This is a genomic window from Mixta tenebrionis (assembly GCF_006517625.1).
Lineage (GTDB): Bacteria > Pseudomonadota > Gammaproteobacteria > Enterobacterales > Enterobacteriaceae > Mixta > Mixta tenebrionis.
Genome location: NZ_VHQI01000003.1, coordinates 166,461 through 183,519, shown reverse-complemented (window position 1 = coordinate 183,519; position 17,059 = coordinate 166,461). Strand labels below are relative to the sequence as shown.

Here is a 17,059-nt window from a genome sequence, read left to right as displayed (position 1 = left end):
CGGAAATAAAATTGAAGATTTATTCAACGACTTATTATTTTACAGATGAATCTTAATTAAGACGGTTCGCGTTTCTCCAGATGTAATTTCAACAGATTTTCTGGCGGCGGCGGAAGCTGTAAATAATAACCCTGTTCCTGCAGCGACTGTTTTACTTTTTCGAGATCGGCATTAGCCAGTTTCTTAGTGCGTTCAAGGGGTAACACCATGGCCAGCTGCGGTTTGCCGAAGCCGCGCAGCAGCGCTTCCGGCACGCGGGAAAAATCGTCTTTTTTTTCAACATAGAGATAAGTTTGGTCTCGCAGGGGGCTTCGGTAGATCACACAAAACATATTTTTTACTCGAATTAAACGGGGTGGCGTCTTGCCTCAATATAGCAGTAACTATAACATGCTTGCAGTAGTTAGGAATAATGTCCCGCCTTGATTACGCGCTGGCTGAATCAGGCATAATTTAGTCGGGTTTAGACATAACAGGACTGAGCCAGGACAGATGTCGCAAACGCCAATCGAGTTTAAAGGCAGTAGTTTTACTCTGTCTGTTGTTCATTTACACCACACGCATCCCGATGTGGTTCGTCAGGCGCTTCAGGACAAAATTGACCAGGCCCCTGCCTTTCTCAAAAATGCGCCCGTGGTTTTAAACGTTGCCGCTCTGGACGGCGAGGTAAACTGGAAGCAGATGCAGCAGGCTATCGCTTCAACGGGGTTACGTATCGTTGGCGTCAGCGGTTGTAAAGATGAGGCGCTGAAACGCATGATTGCGCGTGCCGGCCTGCCGATTTTGTCAGAAGGTAAAGAACAAAAGAGAAGTCCTGAGCCGCTGGCGGCGCCGGCGCCGGAAAGCGTGGTGACGAAAACCCGCGTGGTGACGACGCCGGTACGTTCCGGCCAGCAGATTTACGTGCGCAACGCCGACCTGATTGTGACCAACAGCGTCAGCGCGGGCGCAGAGCTGGTTGCCGACGGCAATATTCATATTTACGGCATGATGCGCGGACGCGCGCTGGCAGGCGCCAGCGGCGATCGCGACTGCCAGATATTTTGTACCAGCTTATCTGCGGAGCTGGTTTCCATAGCGGGCGAGTACTGGATTATGGATCAGATTCCGGCGGAATATTTTGCTAAAGCGGCGCGCCTCAGCCTGAAGGATGGCGCGCTGACTATACAGACTTTGAATTAGGCCCCTTTTTCTTTATAAGGAATTCTTATATATGGCACGCATTATTGTAGTTACATCCGGCAAAGGGGGCGTTGGCAAGACCACGTCAAGCGCGGCCATCGCCACCGGTCTGGCACAGAAAGGGAAAAAAACCGTGGTGATCGATTTCGATATCGGTCTGCGTAATCTCGATCTGATTATGGGCTGTGAAAGGCGCGTAGTTTATGATTTCGTTAACGTGATCCAGGGCGACGCCACGCTGAACCAGGCGCTGATTAAAGATAAACGTACGGAAAATCTCTATATCCTGCCCGCTTCGCAAACCCGTGATAAAGATGCGCTGACGCGCGAAGGCGTGGAGAAAGTGCTGAACGAACTGAATGCAATGGCGTTTGATTTCGTGCTGTGCGATTCGCCGGCGGGAATTGAAACCGGCGCGCTGATGGCGCTCTACTTTGCTGACGAAGCGGTGATTACCACTAACCCGGAAGTCTCTTCGGTGCGCGATTCCGATCGTATTCTGGGCATTATCGCTTCTAAATCACGCCGTGCCGAAAATGGCCAGGAGCCGGTAAAAGAACATCTGCTGCTGACGCGCTATAACCCAGGCCGCGTCAGCCGTGGCGATATGCTGAGCATGGAAGACGTGCTGGAAATTCTGCGGATTCCGCTGGTTGGCGTTATCCCGGAAGATCAGTCGGTGCTGCGCGCCTCTAACCAGGGCGAGCCCGTGATTCTGGATAAAGAATCTGATGCGGGCAAAGCCTATGCCGATACCGTTGACCGTTTACTCGGTGAAGAACGTCCCTTCCGCTTCATTGAAGAAGAGAAGAAGGGATTCCTGAAACGCCTGTTCGGGGGATAAACCATGGCCTTACTCGATTTCTTTTTATCCCGTAAAAAGAACACCGCTAATATCGCCAAGGAAAGGCTGCAAATTATCGTTGCAGAGCGCAGGAGGGGCGATAGCGAGCCCCATTATCTTCCGCAGCTTAAGCGCGATATTCTGGAAGTGATCTGTAAATATGTGAAGATCGATCCGGAAATGGTTACCGTGCAGCTGGATCAGCGCGGCGACGATATATCGATACTGGAACTCAACGTAACGCTGCCGGAAATGGAAGAAGCCGCGAAATGACCCTTCTCCACTCCTGATCTTCCCCTGCCTTACGCAGGGGAAAATTTTTGCCGGCTATTGCGGATAGTCAGCCAGCACCTGCCTGATTTCCGGCTCCATCAGTTCGCCCCGCCAGCCGCTTACCAGCTCCGGCAGCCGCTCGCGCGGTTTAATCTGCCAGTGCCAGCTGAGCAGCTGATTAATCTGACGACGCGAGGCTAGCAGCTCGGTGCTTAACCCGCTACGCTCGCTGACGCCCTGCACCACCGCTTTCAGCGCCTTAAACGCCTTCTTGTAGTGCGGATGCTCATTAATATTGATCAGCGCCGGCGGCAGGCTTTCCTCCGGCAGCGCGTCAGCTTCGGCCACCATCTCCAGCATCGCTTTGCCGTGGAAGCGGATTTCGTGACCGCTCAGCCCCAGATGATCAAGCTCGCCCAGCGAACCGGGCTGGTAGCGCGCCACCTTCCACAAATTTTCCTCGCGCACGACGAAGTTGACCGCCATGTTTTTTTCGCGCGCCAGTTTCAGGCGCCAGGCGGCCAGACGCTGCAGCACCGCCAGCTGACGCGGACGCAGCAGCGCGGCATTGCCGATCTCGCGATACGCCTCCTGCGGCTGCAGGATATCGGTGCGGCGCTGGCAAAGCAGCTGGCATTCGCTCCGCGCCGCCTCCAGCCGCCCCGCCGAGGCGGTTTCATCCATTAAGGTGTGAGCGATCGGCAGCAGCCAGAATACGTCGGCGGCGGCATAATCGCACTGGCGTGCGGAAAGCGGACGCGCCAGCCAGTCGGTGCGTGATTCACTCTTATCCAGCACCTCGCCGGTAAAAGCCTCCACCATCGCGGCAAAGCCCATCGAGAGCGGACGTCCGCTAAAGGCCGCCAGGATCTGCGTATCGATAAGCGGCGTCGGCAGTACGCCGAAACTGTGCAGAAAGACCTCCAGGTCTTCGCTACCGGCATGCAGAAACTTGGTCACCTTCTCGTCGCTCAGCAGATTGATCAGTGGCTGCCAGGCGGTAATCGTCAGCGGATCGACCAGCGTAACCTGTTCACCGTCATAGATTTGCAGCAGGCCCAGCTGCGGATAGTAGGTGCGGGTGCGGACAAATTCGGTATCGAGCGCAATCGCACGATGTTGGCGCGCCGCCTCACAGCAGGCTTCCAGCGCTTCATTGGTGGTGATGTAGGTGTAATTCAAATCCTTGCTCTCTTGGCAGCGGTTCGTTCAGATCGCTGATGCTCAGTAAAATGACAGTAAAAACGCCGGGTTGTCCGGCGTTTAATGACTATTCTAACATATTACGTTCACTCAGGCGGCAGGCGCTTTGCTTATCTCATCACGCAGGGCGCGGCGCAAAATTTTGCCGACGTTGGTCTTCGGCAGCTCATCGCGAAACTCAACGATCTTCGGCACCTTATAGCCGGTCAGCTGACGGCGGCAGTGCGCGATCAGCTCTTCTTTGGTCAGCGACTCATCCTTTTTAACGACGCAGATTTTCACCGCCTCGCCGGAAAGCTCGCTGGGCACGCCAATCGCCGCCGCTTCGCGCACTTTGGGATGCTGCATCACCACATCTTCGATTTCGTTGGGATAGACGTTGAAGCCGGAGACCAGAATCATATCTTTTTTCCGATCGACGATGCGTAAAAAGCCTTCTTTATCCACGCTGACGATATCGCCGCTGTAGAGCCAGCCCTCTTTCAGCACCTCATCGGTGGCGTCCTGACGCTGCCAGTAGCCCAGCATCACCTGCGGACCTTTGATGCACAGCTCGCCCGGCTGCCCTTCCGCCACTTCGCAGCCGTTATCATCGACCAGCTTAATATCGGTTGAAGGCACCGGCAGGCCGATGCTGCCGTTGTGACAGGTAATGTCATAAGGGTTTACCGAAACCAGCGGCGAGCACTCCGTCAGGCCGTAGCCCTCCAGCAGATAGTGGCCGGTCAGCTTCTCCCAGCGCTCCGCCACCGCTTTTTGTACCGACATGCCGCCGCCGGCGGAGAGGCGCAGCGTAGAGAAATCGAGCTGCTGGAAATTTTTATCGTTCAGCAGCGCGTTAAACAGCGTATTGACGCCGGTAATCGCGGTAAAAGGATATTTTCCCAGCTCTTTGACAAAGCCGGGAATATCGCGCGGGTTGGTAATCAGCAGGTTCTGCCCGCCCAGCTCGATAAACAGCAGGCAGTTTACGGTCAGGGCAAAGATGTGGTACAGCGGCAGCGCGGTCACCACCAGCTCTTTGCCGTCGCGCAGCAGCGAGCCGTAGGTAGCCTTGGTCTGCTCCAGGTTAGCCTGCATATTGCGGTGCGTCAGCATCGCCCCTTTGGCGACGCCGGTAGTGCCGCCGGTATATTGTAAAAACGCCAGATCGTCGTTATTCACCACCGGGCGACTATACTCCAGCTGCCCGCCCTGCTGTAACGCGCTGCGAAATGAAATGGCATCCGGCAGATTATATTTCGGCACCAGGCGCTTAATATATTTAACGACGAAATTCACCAGCGTGGCTTTACCGGGCGATAATTGATCGCCCAGCCGGGTCAGAATAACATGCTCGACCTGCGTCTTCGCCACCACCTTTTCCAGGGTATGAGCAAAATTAGAAACAATAACAATCGCCTTAGCGCCGCTGTCATTAAGCTGATGCTCCAGCTCGCGCGGGGTATAAAGCGGATTGACGTTAACCACGACCATTCCGGCGCGCAGAATGCCAAACAGCGCCACCGGATATTGCAGCAGGTTGGGCATCATAATAGCCACGCGATCGCCTTTGCTTAATCCCAGCTTATGCTGTAAATAGGCGGCGAAAGCCCGGCTACGCTGTTCCAGTCGTTGAAAGCTCATCGACTGCCCCATATTAATAAATGCGGGACGCTCAGCATAACGCCGGGCCGCCTGCTCAAACAGATCGACTAACGACGTATAGCGGTCAGCATCGATCTCGGCAGGCACATCGGCGGGATAACGGTTCAGCCAGACCTTATTCAAGGTTTCACCTCGGAAATCATATTTAATCGCCATCACAGCCTCAATGCGCATATTTATTAACAACAGTTAACATAATATTAACTCATTGTACCAGTATGCCTGGCGCGCGCTTTTCAGGCTGCGAAGCCCATCACTAAATTTTCTTTCTTATTAATAACAAAACGGCCCGGACACATCGCCTGTGGCCGGGCCGTAATACCACTACCGTCGCGCTTACTCGGTGAGGAAGGTCTGCACCTGAGCGGGTCCGGGATTGTAGTAACCCATCCATGGATTGGGTCCCCAGTAACCCGGATGGTGCCGCGTTGGCCCATACCAGATCCAGGGATCAATCGGCTGCATCGGCATAACGACCTGCTGCTGTAAATGCCAGCGCTGGTAGCCGCTTACCGCCAGCACCACAAAGTTATAGCTGGCCTTGCCGATGGCGCCTTTTTCACTGCCTTTAATGGTGCCGACCACCGTCACCAGCTGATTGACGACGTCAACCGGATCGACAAAGCCGTTGACGTCGGCCCAGATGCGGCCTACCGAGGCCGATCCGAGGATCGGGCGCGCCCCTCCATCCAGCGGCTGCGTGGCGATCTCCAGCCGCGTGCGGCCATCGAGGTTGGTCACCTTCACCACTTTACCGCCGAAGCGAGCCTCCTGACCGACATAGAGCTGCGGCGCATTGGCGACGCGCAGCAGATCCTGCTGCGGCGCAGGCGAACGGCTCTTCACCGAGTCAGGAATGGTAACGCAGCCGGTTAACAGCAGTGCAGCCGCCAACAGGGCCGCTCCATTAATTAAATATTTACGCATAGCTTTCTCCAGAGAACTGCCAGATTAGACTATTGCGCAATAAATAAGTTGCTGCCAGCCTATTCGCGACCCGGCAATTTTTTCCATGCGACTTCATTACGCAGGTAGGCAGGCTCTGCCTGCTCCGGCGGCAGCGCTTTACCCTGCTGCCAGAGCCGCTGCGCCAGCGGCAGCATCGCCTCGGCGCTCGGCAGGGTTATTTCGCTGGCCTGCAGCGTCAGCGGGCTTGCCGCCGTTAGCTGCGGCCACGCCAGCCAGCCGGTGCCGACCGTGGTCCATGCGCCAGAGAGCTGCTGCATACGCGCCAGCGCCGCCTCCGGCTTTAACACGGCCTCGCTCTGCTCGCCCAGCCATTCGCCTTCGTCGCTGCGCTGATATTCCGCCCAGTAGACTTCCCCCATGCGCGCGTCAATCGCCGCCAGCACGCGGCGCGCGCCGTGACGCTGCCAGGCGGCTTCCGCCATCGTCATTAGCGTGGAGACGCCCAGCAGCGGCAGACCGGCGCCGAAGGCAAGCCCCTGTGCAATGCCGATGCCGATACGCACGCCGGTAAAGCTGCCTGGACCACGGCCAAACGCCAGCGCGTCCAGCTGGGTTAACGCCAGCTGATGACGCGTCAGCATCTCTTCCACCAGCGGCAAAATGCGCTGGGTATGCTCGCGCGCGCAGAGTTCAAAATGGGCGTCAACAACACCCTCCAGCAACAGCGCTACCGAACAGGCTTCCGTAGCGGTATCAACAGCTAAAATTCGCGCGGACATGACAACCTCAGGCGAGAAATTTTTTTCGGCGCGCATCTTAGCACAGCCTGACAGGAATTACTTCTCATCGCTACGATGCAGGAAGCGCACGGCCCGCTCCAGATCGCGGGTACGCGGCGTCGGCGGCAGGCTGTTAAGAAATACCGCGCCATAAGGGCGCATGACCAGGCGATTATCGCAGATAACCAGCACGCCGCGATCCTCCACGTCGCGAATCAGCCGCCCTACGCCCTGCTTCAGGGTGATTACCGCATCCGGCAGCTGCACTTCGTCAAAGGGATCGCCGCCGCGCAGGCGGCAATCTTCCATGCGCGCCTTCAGCAGCGGATCGTCCGGCGAGGTAAAGGGCAGCTTGTCGATGATCACCAGCGACAGCGCATCGCCGCGCACGTCCACCCCTTCCCAGAAACTGCTGGTTGCCACCAGCAACGCGTTTCCCGCCTCAACGAACTGCTTCAGCAGCTGCGCCTTGCCGGTTTCGCCCTGTAGCAGCACCGGCAGCGTCAGGCTGGCGCGGAACTCTTCCGCCAGCGCGCGCATCATCTGATGGGAGGTGCAGAGGAAAAAGCAGCGCCCGTTGTTGGCTTCGATCAGCGGCAGCAGGCGTCGCGCCAGCTGTTTCGCGCCGCCCGGCTGATTAGGCGACGGCAGATCGCGCGGCACGCAGAGCAGCGCCTGGCGCGCGTAGTCAAAGGGGCTGGTCAGGATCATACTCTGCGCCTGCCGCACGCCCAGCCGCTCCATAAAGTGCGTCATCCGCTCATTGACCGCCAGCGTAGCTGAGGTAAATATCCAGGCGGCGGGACGTTCGTTTATTACTTCACGAAAGCGTTCGGAGACGGAAAGCGGCGTCAGCGCCAGCACAAAGTGGCGCGAGGTACATTCATACCAGTAGCTGAAGCCCGGCTCGCTGATGTTTTTCAGGCGCTTCAGCCGGGCGCGATAGAGCGAGGCGCGATCGAAAGCGGCATCCAGCAGCGCGGAACGCCCCAGCGACATCTTCGCCACGTCGTAGCAAAGCTCCAGCGCATCATCCAGCAGCGTCAGCGCGCGCTGAATTTCGCGATCGGCCAGCACCTCGCGCAGGTTGCCGCGAAAGCCGGGATCGCCCAGCGCCAGGCGAAAATCCTGCGCGCTCTGCGCCAGCCGATCGGCCGATTTTTGCAGCTGCTGAACGTCACGCACCTCGGTGCGGTAGGCGATAATAATATCTTTGGCTAAATCCTGCAGCTGACGGCTGGAGAGCTGCTGGCCGAAATACTGACTGGCGATATCCGGCACCTGGTGCGCTTCATCGAAGATCATGACATCCGCTTCCGGAATCAGCTCGGCGAAACCACTCTCTTTTACCACCATATCCGCCAGAAACAGGTGATGGTTAACCACCACCACGTCCGCATCCATCGCCCGGCGGCGCGCCTTGACCACAAAGCACTCTTTATAGAGCGGGCAGTCGTTGCCGAGGCAGTTATCATTGGTGCTGGTTACCAGCGGCCAGATGGCGCTGTCTTCCGTCACGCCGCCGCAGCTGCTGATATCGCCATCCAGCGTTTCGCTGGCCCAGCCGCGCAGGTAAACCAGATCGCTGAGCGTCTGTACGTTAAGTTCGCCGCCGGTCATCGACTGCTGCTCAAGGCGTTCGAGACAGAGATAGTTGGCGCGCCCCTTTAGCAGCGCGGTTTTGCCGCTATACGCCAGCGCCCGCGTCAGCAGCGGTAGATCGCGGCTGTAAAGCTGATCCTGCAGCGCTTTCGAGCCGGTAGAAATAATCGCCTTTTTACCGGCGCGCAGTACCGGCGCCAGATAGGCATAGGTTTTCCCGGTGCCGGTGCCCGCCTCCACCACCAGTTCGCTGCGCGTTTCTATCGCCTGCGCTACCGCCGCCGCCATCTGCTGCTGCGCCTCGCGCGGCCTGAAGCCTGGTATCGCCTGCGCCAGGGCGCCATCGGCTGCAAAATCGTCTGCCACATATCCTCACGGGTTGCGTTAAAACGGCCTGATTATGTCAGCATTCCCGCCCCTGCTCTACAACAGATGACAGCGCAGGGCTAACTGTGCCAGGCTAACGGCGTAAAACATGGAATAAGGAAGCTAGTTATGTCTGTTACTCGTATCGATCCTGAACACCGTATGTCGGAAGCGGTGATCCATAACGACACCGTTTATTACACCAGCGTGCCGGAAAACCTGGACGAAGATGCCGAAGCGCAAACCGCAAACGCGCTGGCGGTGATTGATAAACTACTGACGCGCGTCGGATCGGACAAAAGCCGTATTCTCGACGCCACGATTTTTCTGGTGGATAAGGCGGATTTCGCCGCCATGAACCGCGCCTGGGACGCCTGGGTGTCGCCAGGCAACGCGCCGGTACGCTGCACCGTGCAGGCCGGCCTGATGAACCCGAAGTTTAAGGTGGAAATTAAAATCATCGCCGCACTGAATCCGGCCTGATTTACTCCTCTTCTTCATCCTCAAAACGCGCCGCAATATGCCCGCCAGTATGCGTCTGGCGGATTTCCTGAGCTACCTGAGTGATAGCTTCGCCGCTGCTCATGCCTTCAGCCATCAGCTGCTGAATACGCTCTACCGCCTGCTGCTGCTGCTCATGGCTTAACGCCGGTAAACCTGTAAACATTCTGACTCCTGTTGATTTAACGGCGCAAACAAACAGGTGCCAGCGCCGGCAAAATATGCCAGGCTTGCCGTTTGTCCACTACCGTGCTGTAGAGAGTGATGCCCGTAGTTTACCATGCTTTACCCTATACGCCCGACGCGCTTTCCGGCTTATTTCAGCGCGTGGCGCATCTGCCCTGGGCGATGCTGCTCAGCTCCGGTTTTGCCGATCATCCCGATAGCCGCTTCGATATTATGGTGGCCGATCCCATTGCCACGCTGGAAACCGTGGGCAGGCTGACGCGCATTGTTAGAGGTGACGTTGTCACGGAATCGACTGCCGATCCGCTGGCGCTGTTGCAGGCAGAACAGGCGGCGCTGCTTTCGCCCGTTCCGCCGCGCGGCGATCTGCCGTTTCAGGGCGGCGCGCTGGGGCTGTTTGGTTACGATTTGGGCCGCCGCTTCGAGCGTCTGCCGCAGCAGGCGACGGCCGATCTCGCTACGCCGGATATGGCGGTGGGTATATATAACTGGGCGCTGGTTGCCGATCATCAGCAGCGGACGCTGACGCTCGTCGAGCATCAGAGCGACGGCGCCCGACTGCGCTGGCTTAACGCGCTGCCGCCCTGCCAGGCCGGCGCGCCTTTTCAGCTTACCAGCCGCTGGCGATCAAACATGACGCCGGATGGCTATCGTCAACGCTTCGACCGCGTGCAGGCCTGGCTACAGGCGGGCGACTGTTACCAGGTTAATCTGGCGCAGCGCTTTCAGGCCGCCTGCCAGGGGGATGAGTGGCAGGCGTTTCAGCGCCTGAACCGCAGCAACCGCGCGCCCTTCAGCGCCTTTTTACGGCTGCCGCAAAGCGTCGTGCTCAGCCTGTCGCCGGAACGCTTTCTGGCGCTGGATGGCGACCGGATTGAAACGCGCCCGATTAAAGGCACGCTGCCACGCCTGGAAGATGCGCAGGCGGACCGTCAGCAGGCGCTGCAGCTGGCGAATTCGGAAAAAGATCGCGCGGAAAACCTGATGATTGTCGATCTGCTGCGTAATGATATTGGACGCGTGGCGCAGCCGGGCAGCGTAACGGTGCCGGAACTGTTTGTCGTTGAGCAATTTCCCGCGGTACACCATCTGGTGAGTACGGTACGCGCCCGTCTGAAGCCGGAGCTGAGCGCCTGCGATCTGCTGCGCGCCTGTTTCCCCGGCGGATCGATTACCGGCGCGCCGAAGGTGCGGGCGATGGAGATTATAGAAACGCTGGAGCCGCAGCGGCGCAACGCCTGGTGCGGCAGTATCGGCTACCTGAGCCGTTGCGGAAAGATGGACAGCAGCATTACGATTCGCACGCTGATTGTCGAACAGGGCCAGATCTACTGCGCCGCCGGCGGCGGCATCGTGGCGGACAGCGAAGCGGAACTGGAATATCAGGAAACGCTGCATAAGCTGCGCCGTATCTTGCCGGTGCTGGAAAACGAAACGCGATGAACGCTGCACTGACGCTTGATAATTTCCTGACGCGCTTTCAGCTACAGCCGCCCCTGCCCGCGCCCGCTATCCCGGCGCGCCGTCAGGCGGCGGTGCTGGTGCCGATCGTCGCGCATCCCCAGCCAGGTTTGCTGCTGACCCGCCGCTCGCCCCGGTTACGCAAGCATGCGGGCCAGGTGGCTTTCCCTGGCGGTATGCGCGACGCTGAGGATGCCTCGCTCCATGTCACCGCCCTGCGCGAGGCGCAGGAAGAGATCGGCCTGCAGCCGCAGCAGGCGCGTATTATCGGCACGCTGCCGGCGGTAAGCAGCAGCACTGGCTTTCAGGTGACGCCGGTAGTAGCCATCATCCCGCCGCACCTGAGCTGGCAACCCAACGCGGATGAGGTGGACGCCATTTTCGAAATGCCGCTGCAGGAGGCGCTGCGCCTTGCGCGCTACGCGCCGCTGGATATTCACCGCGGCGGCCTGCGTCACCGCGTCTGGCTCTCCTGGTATCAGGATTACTTTGTCTGGGGCATGACGGCCGGGATCATTCGCCAGCTCAGCCTGCAGGTCATGCCGGAACTGAACACCATTTAACCAATTAATGTTGTGCAAAAAGCACGCTTCCCGTGATATTTCACTAAATTTTCTTCGGGAAGCGACCTAAATCACTTCCCAAACGTCTTAAAGTCGTTATATTTGGCGCGCTGAGCCGCCAGGAGATTTCTGATGCCGTTTCGCATAAATTTGGTTCAGGCAAAAATTGCCGTGGTATTTATCGATCCGTTTATTTTCCCGGCCTGAATAAGTTTTCCTGCTGGAAGGAATTAGTTTATTTCATGCGAAAAGATGCATTTTTAACCAGCGGGATGATTACTATACGTCGTACATATTTGCACGACGCAATGAATATTAAGGAGCGTGTAGCGTGATTAGCGTTTTCGACATGTTTAAGATCGGCATTGGCCCGTCCAGTTCCCATACCCTGGGCCCGATGAAAGCCGGCAAACAGTTTGTCGATGATTTGATCCGGGATAACCGGCTGTTGGACGTTACGCGCATCGTCGTAGAAGTCTACGGCTCGCTTTCACTCACCGGTAAAGGCCACCATACCGATATCGCTATTATCATGGGCCTTGCCGGCGCATCGCCTGAAAGCGTGGATATCGACAGTATTCCCGCTTTTATTCGCGACGTTGAGCAGCGCGAGCGTCTGCTGCTGGCGAACGGCCAGCACGAGGTCGATTTTCCGCGCGCGGGCGGGATGAACTTCCGCAGCGAGAACCTCTCGCTGCATGAGAACGGCATGCGTATTCACGCTTTCGCTGGCGAAGAGCGTATCTACAGTAAAACCTACTACTCTATCGGCGGCGGCTTTATTGTTGATGAAGAGCATTTCGGCCAGTCGGTGCTGGATGAGGTTTCCGTTCCCTATCCTTACAACTCGGCTCAGGAGCTGCTGGCGCACTGCCGTGAAACCGGCCTTTCCCTTTCCGGACTGGTAATGAAAAACGAGCTGGCGCTGCACAGCCGGCAGGAAATTGAAAACTACTTCGCCGCCGTATGGCAAACCATGCGCGACTGTATCGATCGCGGGCTGAATACCGAAGGCGTGCTGCCTGGTCCGCTGCGCGTGCCGCGCCGCGCCGCCGCGCTGCGCCGGATGCTGGTTTCCTCCGGCAAGCTTTCCAACGATCCGATGAACGTTATCGACTGGGTAAACATGTTCGCTCTGGCGGTTAACGAGGAGAACGCCGCCGGCGGACGCGTGGTCACCGCACCGACCAACGGCGCCTGCGGTATCGTTCCGGCAGTGCTGGCCTATTACGATCACTTTATCGAATCGGTCAGCCCCGATATTTTCATCCGCTACTTCCTCGCATCGGGCGCAGTCGGCGCGCTGTATAAAATGAACGCGTCGATCTCCGGCGCCGAAGTTGGCTGCCAGGGCGAAGTCGGCGTGGCCTGCTCAATGGCGGCGGCCGGTCTGGCCGAGCTGCTGGGCGCCAGCCCGGAACAGGTTTGCGTTGCTGCGGAAATCGGCATGGAGCACAACCTCGGCCTCACCTGCGACCCGGTTGCCGGCCAGGTGCAGGTGCCCTGCATCGAACGCAACGCTATCGCCTCAGTAAAAGCGATCAACTCCGCCCGCATGGCGCTGCGCCGCACCAGCGAGGCCCGCGTGTCACTCGATAAAGTTATCGAGACGATGTATGAAACCGGCAAGGATATGAACGCCAAATACCGTGAAACCTCACGCGGCGGTCTGGCCATCAAGGTACAGTGCGATTAATCAATAGGGTAACCGCCTTCAACAGGGCAGCGTCTACGACGCTGCCTTTTTTACTCCCGTCTTTCCTGCGATTACGGCGTTTGTAGCCGTTAACCATCCGCTATTCCCTGCCAGACGAAACGCTTTTTTTCATTGACGTAACTAAACTTAATGCGGCGATTGCCGATATCAAAATGTCGGTTTTTTCTTTGGGCTTTCAGGATGGCTACGGATGCAAGTATCCCAGCAGGTTGTCGGACATTTTCGGCGAAAACGGTTAGTTATTGCGTCGATAGTTGCTGCGCTGGTGCTTATTCTGACGTTAGCCTTTCGTTTTTTTGAAGAAAAAAGCCGTATAGAGCAGCAGTCCTATCACTTTGCCGATAATGCCATCCAGCGCTTCGATCGCTTTTTTTCGCCGCTGGACGTTGCCGCCAACAATACCCTGGCGCTGGTGGGGCTGCGCTGTAACGAGGTGCGCTTTTTGCTCAACGAAAAGATTTCCGCCCTGCAAACCGTGCGCGCCATTCTGCTGGTGGATAATGATCTGATCTACTGCTCCAGCATTTATGGCGATCGCGCCATCCCCTTTAGCGATACCTATCCGCAGCTGGCGGTCAACAATCAGCATATGATGCTCAGCGTGGATGATTACCTGCTGAAGGGCTCGCCGGTGCTGCTGCTCTGGACGCCTGAATCGCTGGATAATCGCGCCGGTATTTTGCAGGTCATCAATATCGAACTGATGAGCCGCTACCTGCTGGAGCCGACTCTGCCCTGGGTGGAGCGCGCCATTTTCAACGTCGACGGCAAAAGCCTGGAATATGGTAATCCGCTGATTGAAAAGGCGACGCCGTCTGAAGATGAGGTCAGCTACCAGCAAAGCTCGCTGCGCTATCCCTTCACCATTACGCTATTTGGTCCGGCGCCGACCCGCCTGGCGTTGCTGACCCTGCCTTCACAGCTGCCGCTGGCCCTGCTGCTCAGCCTGCTGACCGGCTATATCGTCTGGCTGGCGACCGCCAACCGCATGAGCCTGTCATGGCAGATCAGCTATGGCCTGACGGCGCAGGAGTTTATGGTCTGGTGCCAGCCGTTGATTGACGGCGGCAGCGGCGGCTGCTGCGGCATCGAACTGCTGCTGCGCTGGCATAATCCGCGCCAGGGCTGGATTCCCCCCGACGTGTTTATTCCGCTGGCCGAACGCCAGAATCTGGTGGCGCCGCTGACGCGCTTTGTTCTCATGGAGGCGGTGCGCTACCTGCCCCGGCTGCCGCAGCGCGCCGATTTCCATATTGCGATTAACGTCGCCGCCAGTCATTTTCACCGCCAGGCGATCGTGGATGATTTACAGAAACTGTGGTGGCCGGCCGCTCCGCTACCCGGTCTGATCGTGGAGTTAACCGAGCGCGACGCGCTGCCGGTAGTGGATCAGGAGGTGGTTTCCCGGCTGCGTCAGCTGGGAGTAAAGGTGGCGATTGACGATTTCGGTACCGGGCACAGCTCGCTCTCCTACCTGAAAACGCTGAGCCCGGATGTGCTGAAGCTGGATAAGATGTTTACCGCCGCCATCGGCACCGACGCCATTAATGCGACGGTAACGGAGATGGTGATTTCGCTGGCGCAGCGTCTGAATATCCACCTGGTGGCGGAGGGCGTGGAAACCGCCGAACAGGCGAGCTATCTGCGTCAGCGCGGCGTAGATACGCTACAGGGCTATTATTATGCGCGTCCGATGCCGCTGGAGGCCTTTCCCGCCTGGCTGGCGCAGCACAAAGCGGAAAAAGCCGATTGCCGCAGCCGGCTGTAGAGGCTCCGGCGCGGGCTTACTCTTCCTCATCCTCGTGCGGCGAACGATCTTTGGTAATACGCACCAGATCGATCCGATAATCGGTGACCTCGACGATGGTGAAATGCAGCGGCGGCATATCGATCACCTCGCCAGGCTGCGGCAGCTGCCCTTTCTGGGCGATCAGCAGACCCGCCAGCGAGGCGTAATCGTCGCCCGGCTTCACCAGCTGATGGTAATCCAGCCACTGCTGCAGCGAATGCAGATCGGTTCCGCCCTTCACCAGCCAGCTATCGCCATCGGCAACGATATCGGGCGTTTCATCCTCATCCGGAAATTCACCGGCGATCGCCTCCAGCACGTCAAGCGGCGTAACCAGCCCCTGCACTACGCCGAATTCGTTAGTCACAATAACAAAACTCCCCTTAGCGCGGCGCAGCACGCCCAGCAGATTAATCGGGTCGAGCGTTTCCGGCACGATAATCGGCGGCGATGAGGCGGCAAAGGTCGCAATATTGATACCGTGCTCCAGCGCCACCAGCAGCTCTTTCGCCCGTACCACGCCAACAACTTCATCCAGTTCGCCGCGGCAGACCGGGAACAGGCTGTGCGGCGTATCCAGCAGCTGCACCCTGATCTCATCCAGCGGCCTGGTAGCGTCTACCCAGGAGATTTCGCCGCGCGGCGTCATGATGCTGCGGATCGAGCGCGATGCCAGCGTCAGCACGCCGTTAATCATGTAGCGCTCTTCATCCTTAAAGGTTTCCTGCGGCAGCCGGGGATTCTCGGCCGGCGCGCTGCCCGTCTCCGCCGGCTGCGCGCCGCCGCGCCGTCCGCCCATCAGGCGTAAAATCGCCTCGGCGGTACGTTCGCGCATCGGCCGATGCGACTGATGCCGCAGGAAGTTGCGCCGCGCAATCTGGTTAAACATCTCGATCAGAATCGAGAAGCCGATCGCCGCATAGAGGTAGCCTTTCGGAATATGGAAGCCGAAACCTTCCGCCACCAGGCTCAGACCGATCATCAACAGGAAGCTAAGACACAGCACGACCACCGTTGGGTGGGCGTTAACGAAGTTGGTCAGCGGCTTCGAGGCCAGCAGCATAATACCCATGGCGATCACTACGGCGGTCATCATGATCGGCAGATCGTTCACCATGCCCACGGCGGTAATCACCGCATCGAGGGAAAATACCGCGTCCAGCACCACAATCTGAATCACCACCGCCCAGAAGCTGGCGTAGCTTCTGTTGCCGCCGCTGTCGTGCTGGCGATTCTCCAGCCGCTCATGCAGCTCCATGGTGGCCTTAAACAGCAGGAAGATACCGCCCGTCAGCAGGATAAGATCGCGTCCGGCGAAGCTGAACTGCGCGATGCTAAACAGCGGTTTCGTCAGCGTTACCATCCAGGAGATCAGCGACAATAGCCCCAGGCGCATCAGCAGCGCCAGCGACAGACCGATCAGGCGCGCTTTATCGCGCTGCTTCGGCGGCAGCTTATCGGCCAGGATGGCGATAAATACCAGGTTATCAATACCCAGCACGATCTCCAGAACAATCAACGTCAGCAGACCGGCCCAAATCGAAGGATCTAAAAGAAATTCCATTACGGACTCCGAAAAAAGCAACAGGAAAACCGGACGCAGGGTTCAGTGACCGTAGCGCAGCGGAAGCGGGAAGAAAAACAGAGTGTGACGCCGACAGGCGTAAAGAAACAAGCCGGATGACCCGGTGGCATGGTTAAGCAACTTCGGTGACAGTCCATAGGGAGGGCTGAGGCCCGCTACTCCTGTAGTTAAAAAGGAAAGTTGATATTAACAGCCGCGGCCGGAGCGTCAATTTGATTTGGCGAAACTAACAAAAATTTACGTTGCAATGCGGTTAAATTCAATTATTCCGCATGAAACGTTAAGCCTGTAAATAACCGAGGCCTGTCACATAATTTATTTTTTCACGGACTAAAATAAATCGGGCAGTTATCGCCGCAACGCCGGTTATACAACAAGAATCGCCCGGCCGGCGTTCAGGCAGTCCTTTTCAGCGCGGCTGGCTTCAGCTTAGCGCAGATGACGGGGTTGGC

Annotated in this window: 16 protein-coding genes; 8 read left to right on the top strand and 8 right to left on the bottom strand. The window is 57.7% G+C overall.

All coding sequences use genetic code 11. The features are described 5' to 3' along the window. Positions 1 to 56: 56 nt before the first annotated feature. Positions 57 to 332 carry a YcgL domain-containing protein gene (locus FKM52_RS06410; protein WP_141175369.1) on the bottom strand — a complete coding sequence of 92 codons (276 nt, stop codon included), beginning with the start codon at positions 330 to 332 and terminating at the stop codon, positions 57 to 59. Between the two features lie 160 nt (positions 333 to 492). Between FKM52_RS06410 and minC the strand changes: the two genes are divergently transcribed. The 3 genes from minC to minE are packed head-to-tail and all read left to right on the top strand — an operon-like array spanning position 493 to position 2,299. Continuing rightward, positions 493 to 1,182: a septum site-determining protein MinC gene (minC, locus tag FKM52_RS06405; RefSeq protein WP_141175368.1), complete on the top strand. Its 690-nt coding sequence runs from the start codon at positions 493 to 495 to the stop codon at positions 1,180 to 1,182. A 31-nt stretch (positions 1,183 to 1,213) separates the two neighbouring features. Continuing rightward, positions 1,214 to 2,026: a septum site-determining protein MinD gene (gene minD / locus FKM52_RS06400; protein ID WP_141175367.1), complete on the top strand. Its 813-nt coding sequence runs from the start codon at positions 1,214 to 1,216 to the stop codon at positions 2,024 to 2,026. Positions 2,027 to 2,029: 3 nt separating this feature from the next. Further along, positions 2,030 to 2,299 carry a cell division topological specificity factor MinE gene (minE, locus tag FKM52_RS06395; protein ID WP_038625795.1) on the top strand — a complete coding sequence of 90 codons (270 nt, stop codon included), beginning with the start codon at positions 2,030 to 2,032 and terminating at the stop codon, positions 2,297 to 2,299. Positions 2,300 to 2,353: 54 nt separating this feature from the next. Here minE and rnd read toward each other — a convergent pair whose 3' ends face one another. From rnd to yoaA, 5 genes are all read right to left on the bottom strand, one after another. Next, on the bottom strand, positions 2,354 to 3,481 hold the full coding sequence (gene rnd, locus FKM52_RS06390) for a ribonuclease D (RefSeq protein ID WP_141175366.1): 1,128 nt from the start codon (positions 3,479 to 3,481) through the stop codon (positions 2,354 to 2,356). Positions 3,482 to 3,592: 111 nt separating this feature from the next. Beyond that, positions 3,593 to 5,272 carry a long-chain-fatty-acid--CoA ligase FadD gene (fadD, locus tag FKM52_RS06385; RefSeq protein WP_141175365.1) on the bottom strand — a complete coding sequence of 560 codons (1,680 nt, stop codon included), beginning with the start codon at positions 5,270 to 5,272 and terminating at the stop codon, positions 3,593 to 3,595. A gap of 213 nt (positions 5,273 to 5,485) precedes the next feature. Next, positions 5,486 to 6,076 carry a Slp family lipoprotein gene (locus FKM52_RS06380; protein WP_141175364.1) on the bottom strand — a complete coding sequence of 197 codons (591 nt, stop codon included), beginning with the start codon at positions 6,074 to 6,076 and terminating at the stop codon, positions 5,486 to 5,488. 59 nt (positions 6,077 to 6,135) lie between these two features. Next, the gene (gene tsaB, locus FKM52_RS06375) at positions 6,136 to 6,837 is read right to left on the bottom strand and encodes a tRNA (adenosine(37)-N6)-threonylcarbamoyltransferase complex dimerization subunit type 1 TsaB (RefSeq protein ID WP_141175363.1); all 702 of its coding nucleotides are present in this window, start codon (positions 6,835 to 6,837) and stop codon (positions 6,136 to 6,138) included. 57 nt (positions 6,838 to 6,894) lie between these two features. Continuing rightward, positions 6,895 to 8,805 (bottom strand): DNA repair helicase YoaA, encoded by a 1,911-nt coding sequence (gene yoaA / locus FKM52_RS06370; protein WP_141175362.1) that lies wholly within the window; start codon positions 8,803 to 8,805, stop codon positions 6,895 to 6,897. 129 nt (positions 8,806 to 8,934) lie between these two features. Between yoaA and FKM52_RS06365 the strand changes: the two genes are divergently transcribed. Beyond that, a complete protein-coding gene (locus FKM52_RS06365) occupies positions 8,935 to 9,288 on the top strand; it encodes a RidA family protein (RefSeq protein WP_141175361.1) in 354 nt (117 codons plus the stop codon). Between the two features lies 1 nt (position 9,289). On the opposite strand, the gene FKM52_RS06360 is transcribed toward FKM52_RS06365, so the two are convergent. Then, positions 9,290 to 9,472, bottom strand: a complete 183-nt coding sequence (locus FKM52_RS06360; protein WP_141175360.1) for a YoaH family protein — start codon at positions 9,470 to 9,472, stop codon at positions 9,290 to 9,292. A 98-nt stretch (positions 9,473 to 9,570) separates the two neighbouring features. Here FKM52_RS06360 and pabB point away from each other — a divergent pair, with 98 nt between their 5' ends. The 4 genes from pabB (at position 9,571) to FKM52_RS06340 (ending at position 15,001) form a co-directional block, all read left to right on the top strand. Further along, positions 9,571 to 10,935, top strand: coding sequence for an aminodeoxychorismate synthase component 1 (gene pabB, locus FKM52_RS06355; RefSeq protein WP_141175359.1), 1,365 nt, complete (start codon positions 9,571 to 9,573; stop codon positions 10,933 to 10,935). After that, positions 10,932 to 11,516 carry a CoA pyrophosphatase gene (locus FKM52_RS06350; RefSeq protein ID WP_141175358.1) on the top strand — a complete coding sequence of 195 codons (585 nt, stop codon included), beginning with the start codon at positions 10,932 to 10,934 and terminating at the stop codon, positions 11,514 to 11,516. The genes pabB and FKM52_RS06350 overlap by 4 nt, the downstream gene beginning before the upstream one ends. Positions 11,517 to 11,847: 331 nt before the next feature. Continuing rightward, the gene (gene sdaA, locus FKM52_RS06345; RefSeq protein ID WP_141175357.1) at positions 11,848 to 13,212 is read left to right on the top strand and encodes an L-serine ammonia-lyase; all 1,365 of its coding nucleotides are present in this window, start codon (positions 11,848 to 11,850) and stop codon (positions 13,210 to 13,212) included. A 211-nt stretch (positions 13,213 to 13,423) separates the two neighbouring features. Then, positions 13,424 to 15,001 carry an EAL domain-containing protein gene (locus FKM52_RS06340; RefSeq protein WP_141175356.1) on the top strand — a complete coding sequence of 526 codons (1,578 nt, stop codon included), beginning with the start codon at positions 13,424 to 13,426 and terminating at the stop codon, positions 14,999 to 15,001. A gap of 16 nt (positions 15,002 to 15,017) precedes the next feature. Here FKM52_RS06340 and FKM52_RS06335 read toward each other — a convergent pair whose 3' ends face one another. After that, positions 15,018 to 16,586: a TerC family protein gene (locus tag FKM52_RS06335; RefSeq protein ID WP_141175355.1), complete on the bottom strand. Its 1,569-nt coding sequence runs from the start codon at positions 16,584 to 16,586 to the stop codon at positions 15,018 to 15,020. Positions 16,587 to 17,059: the final 473 nt, after the last annotated feature.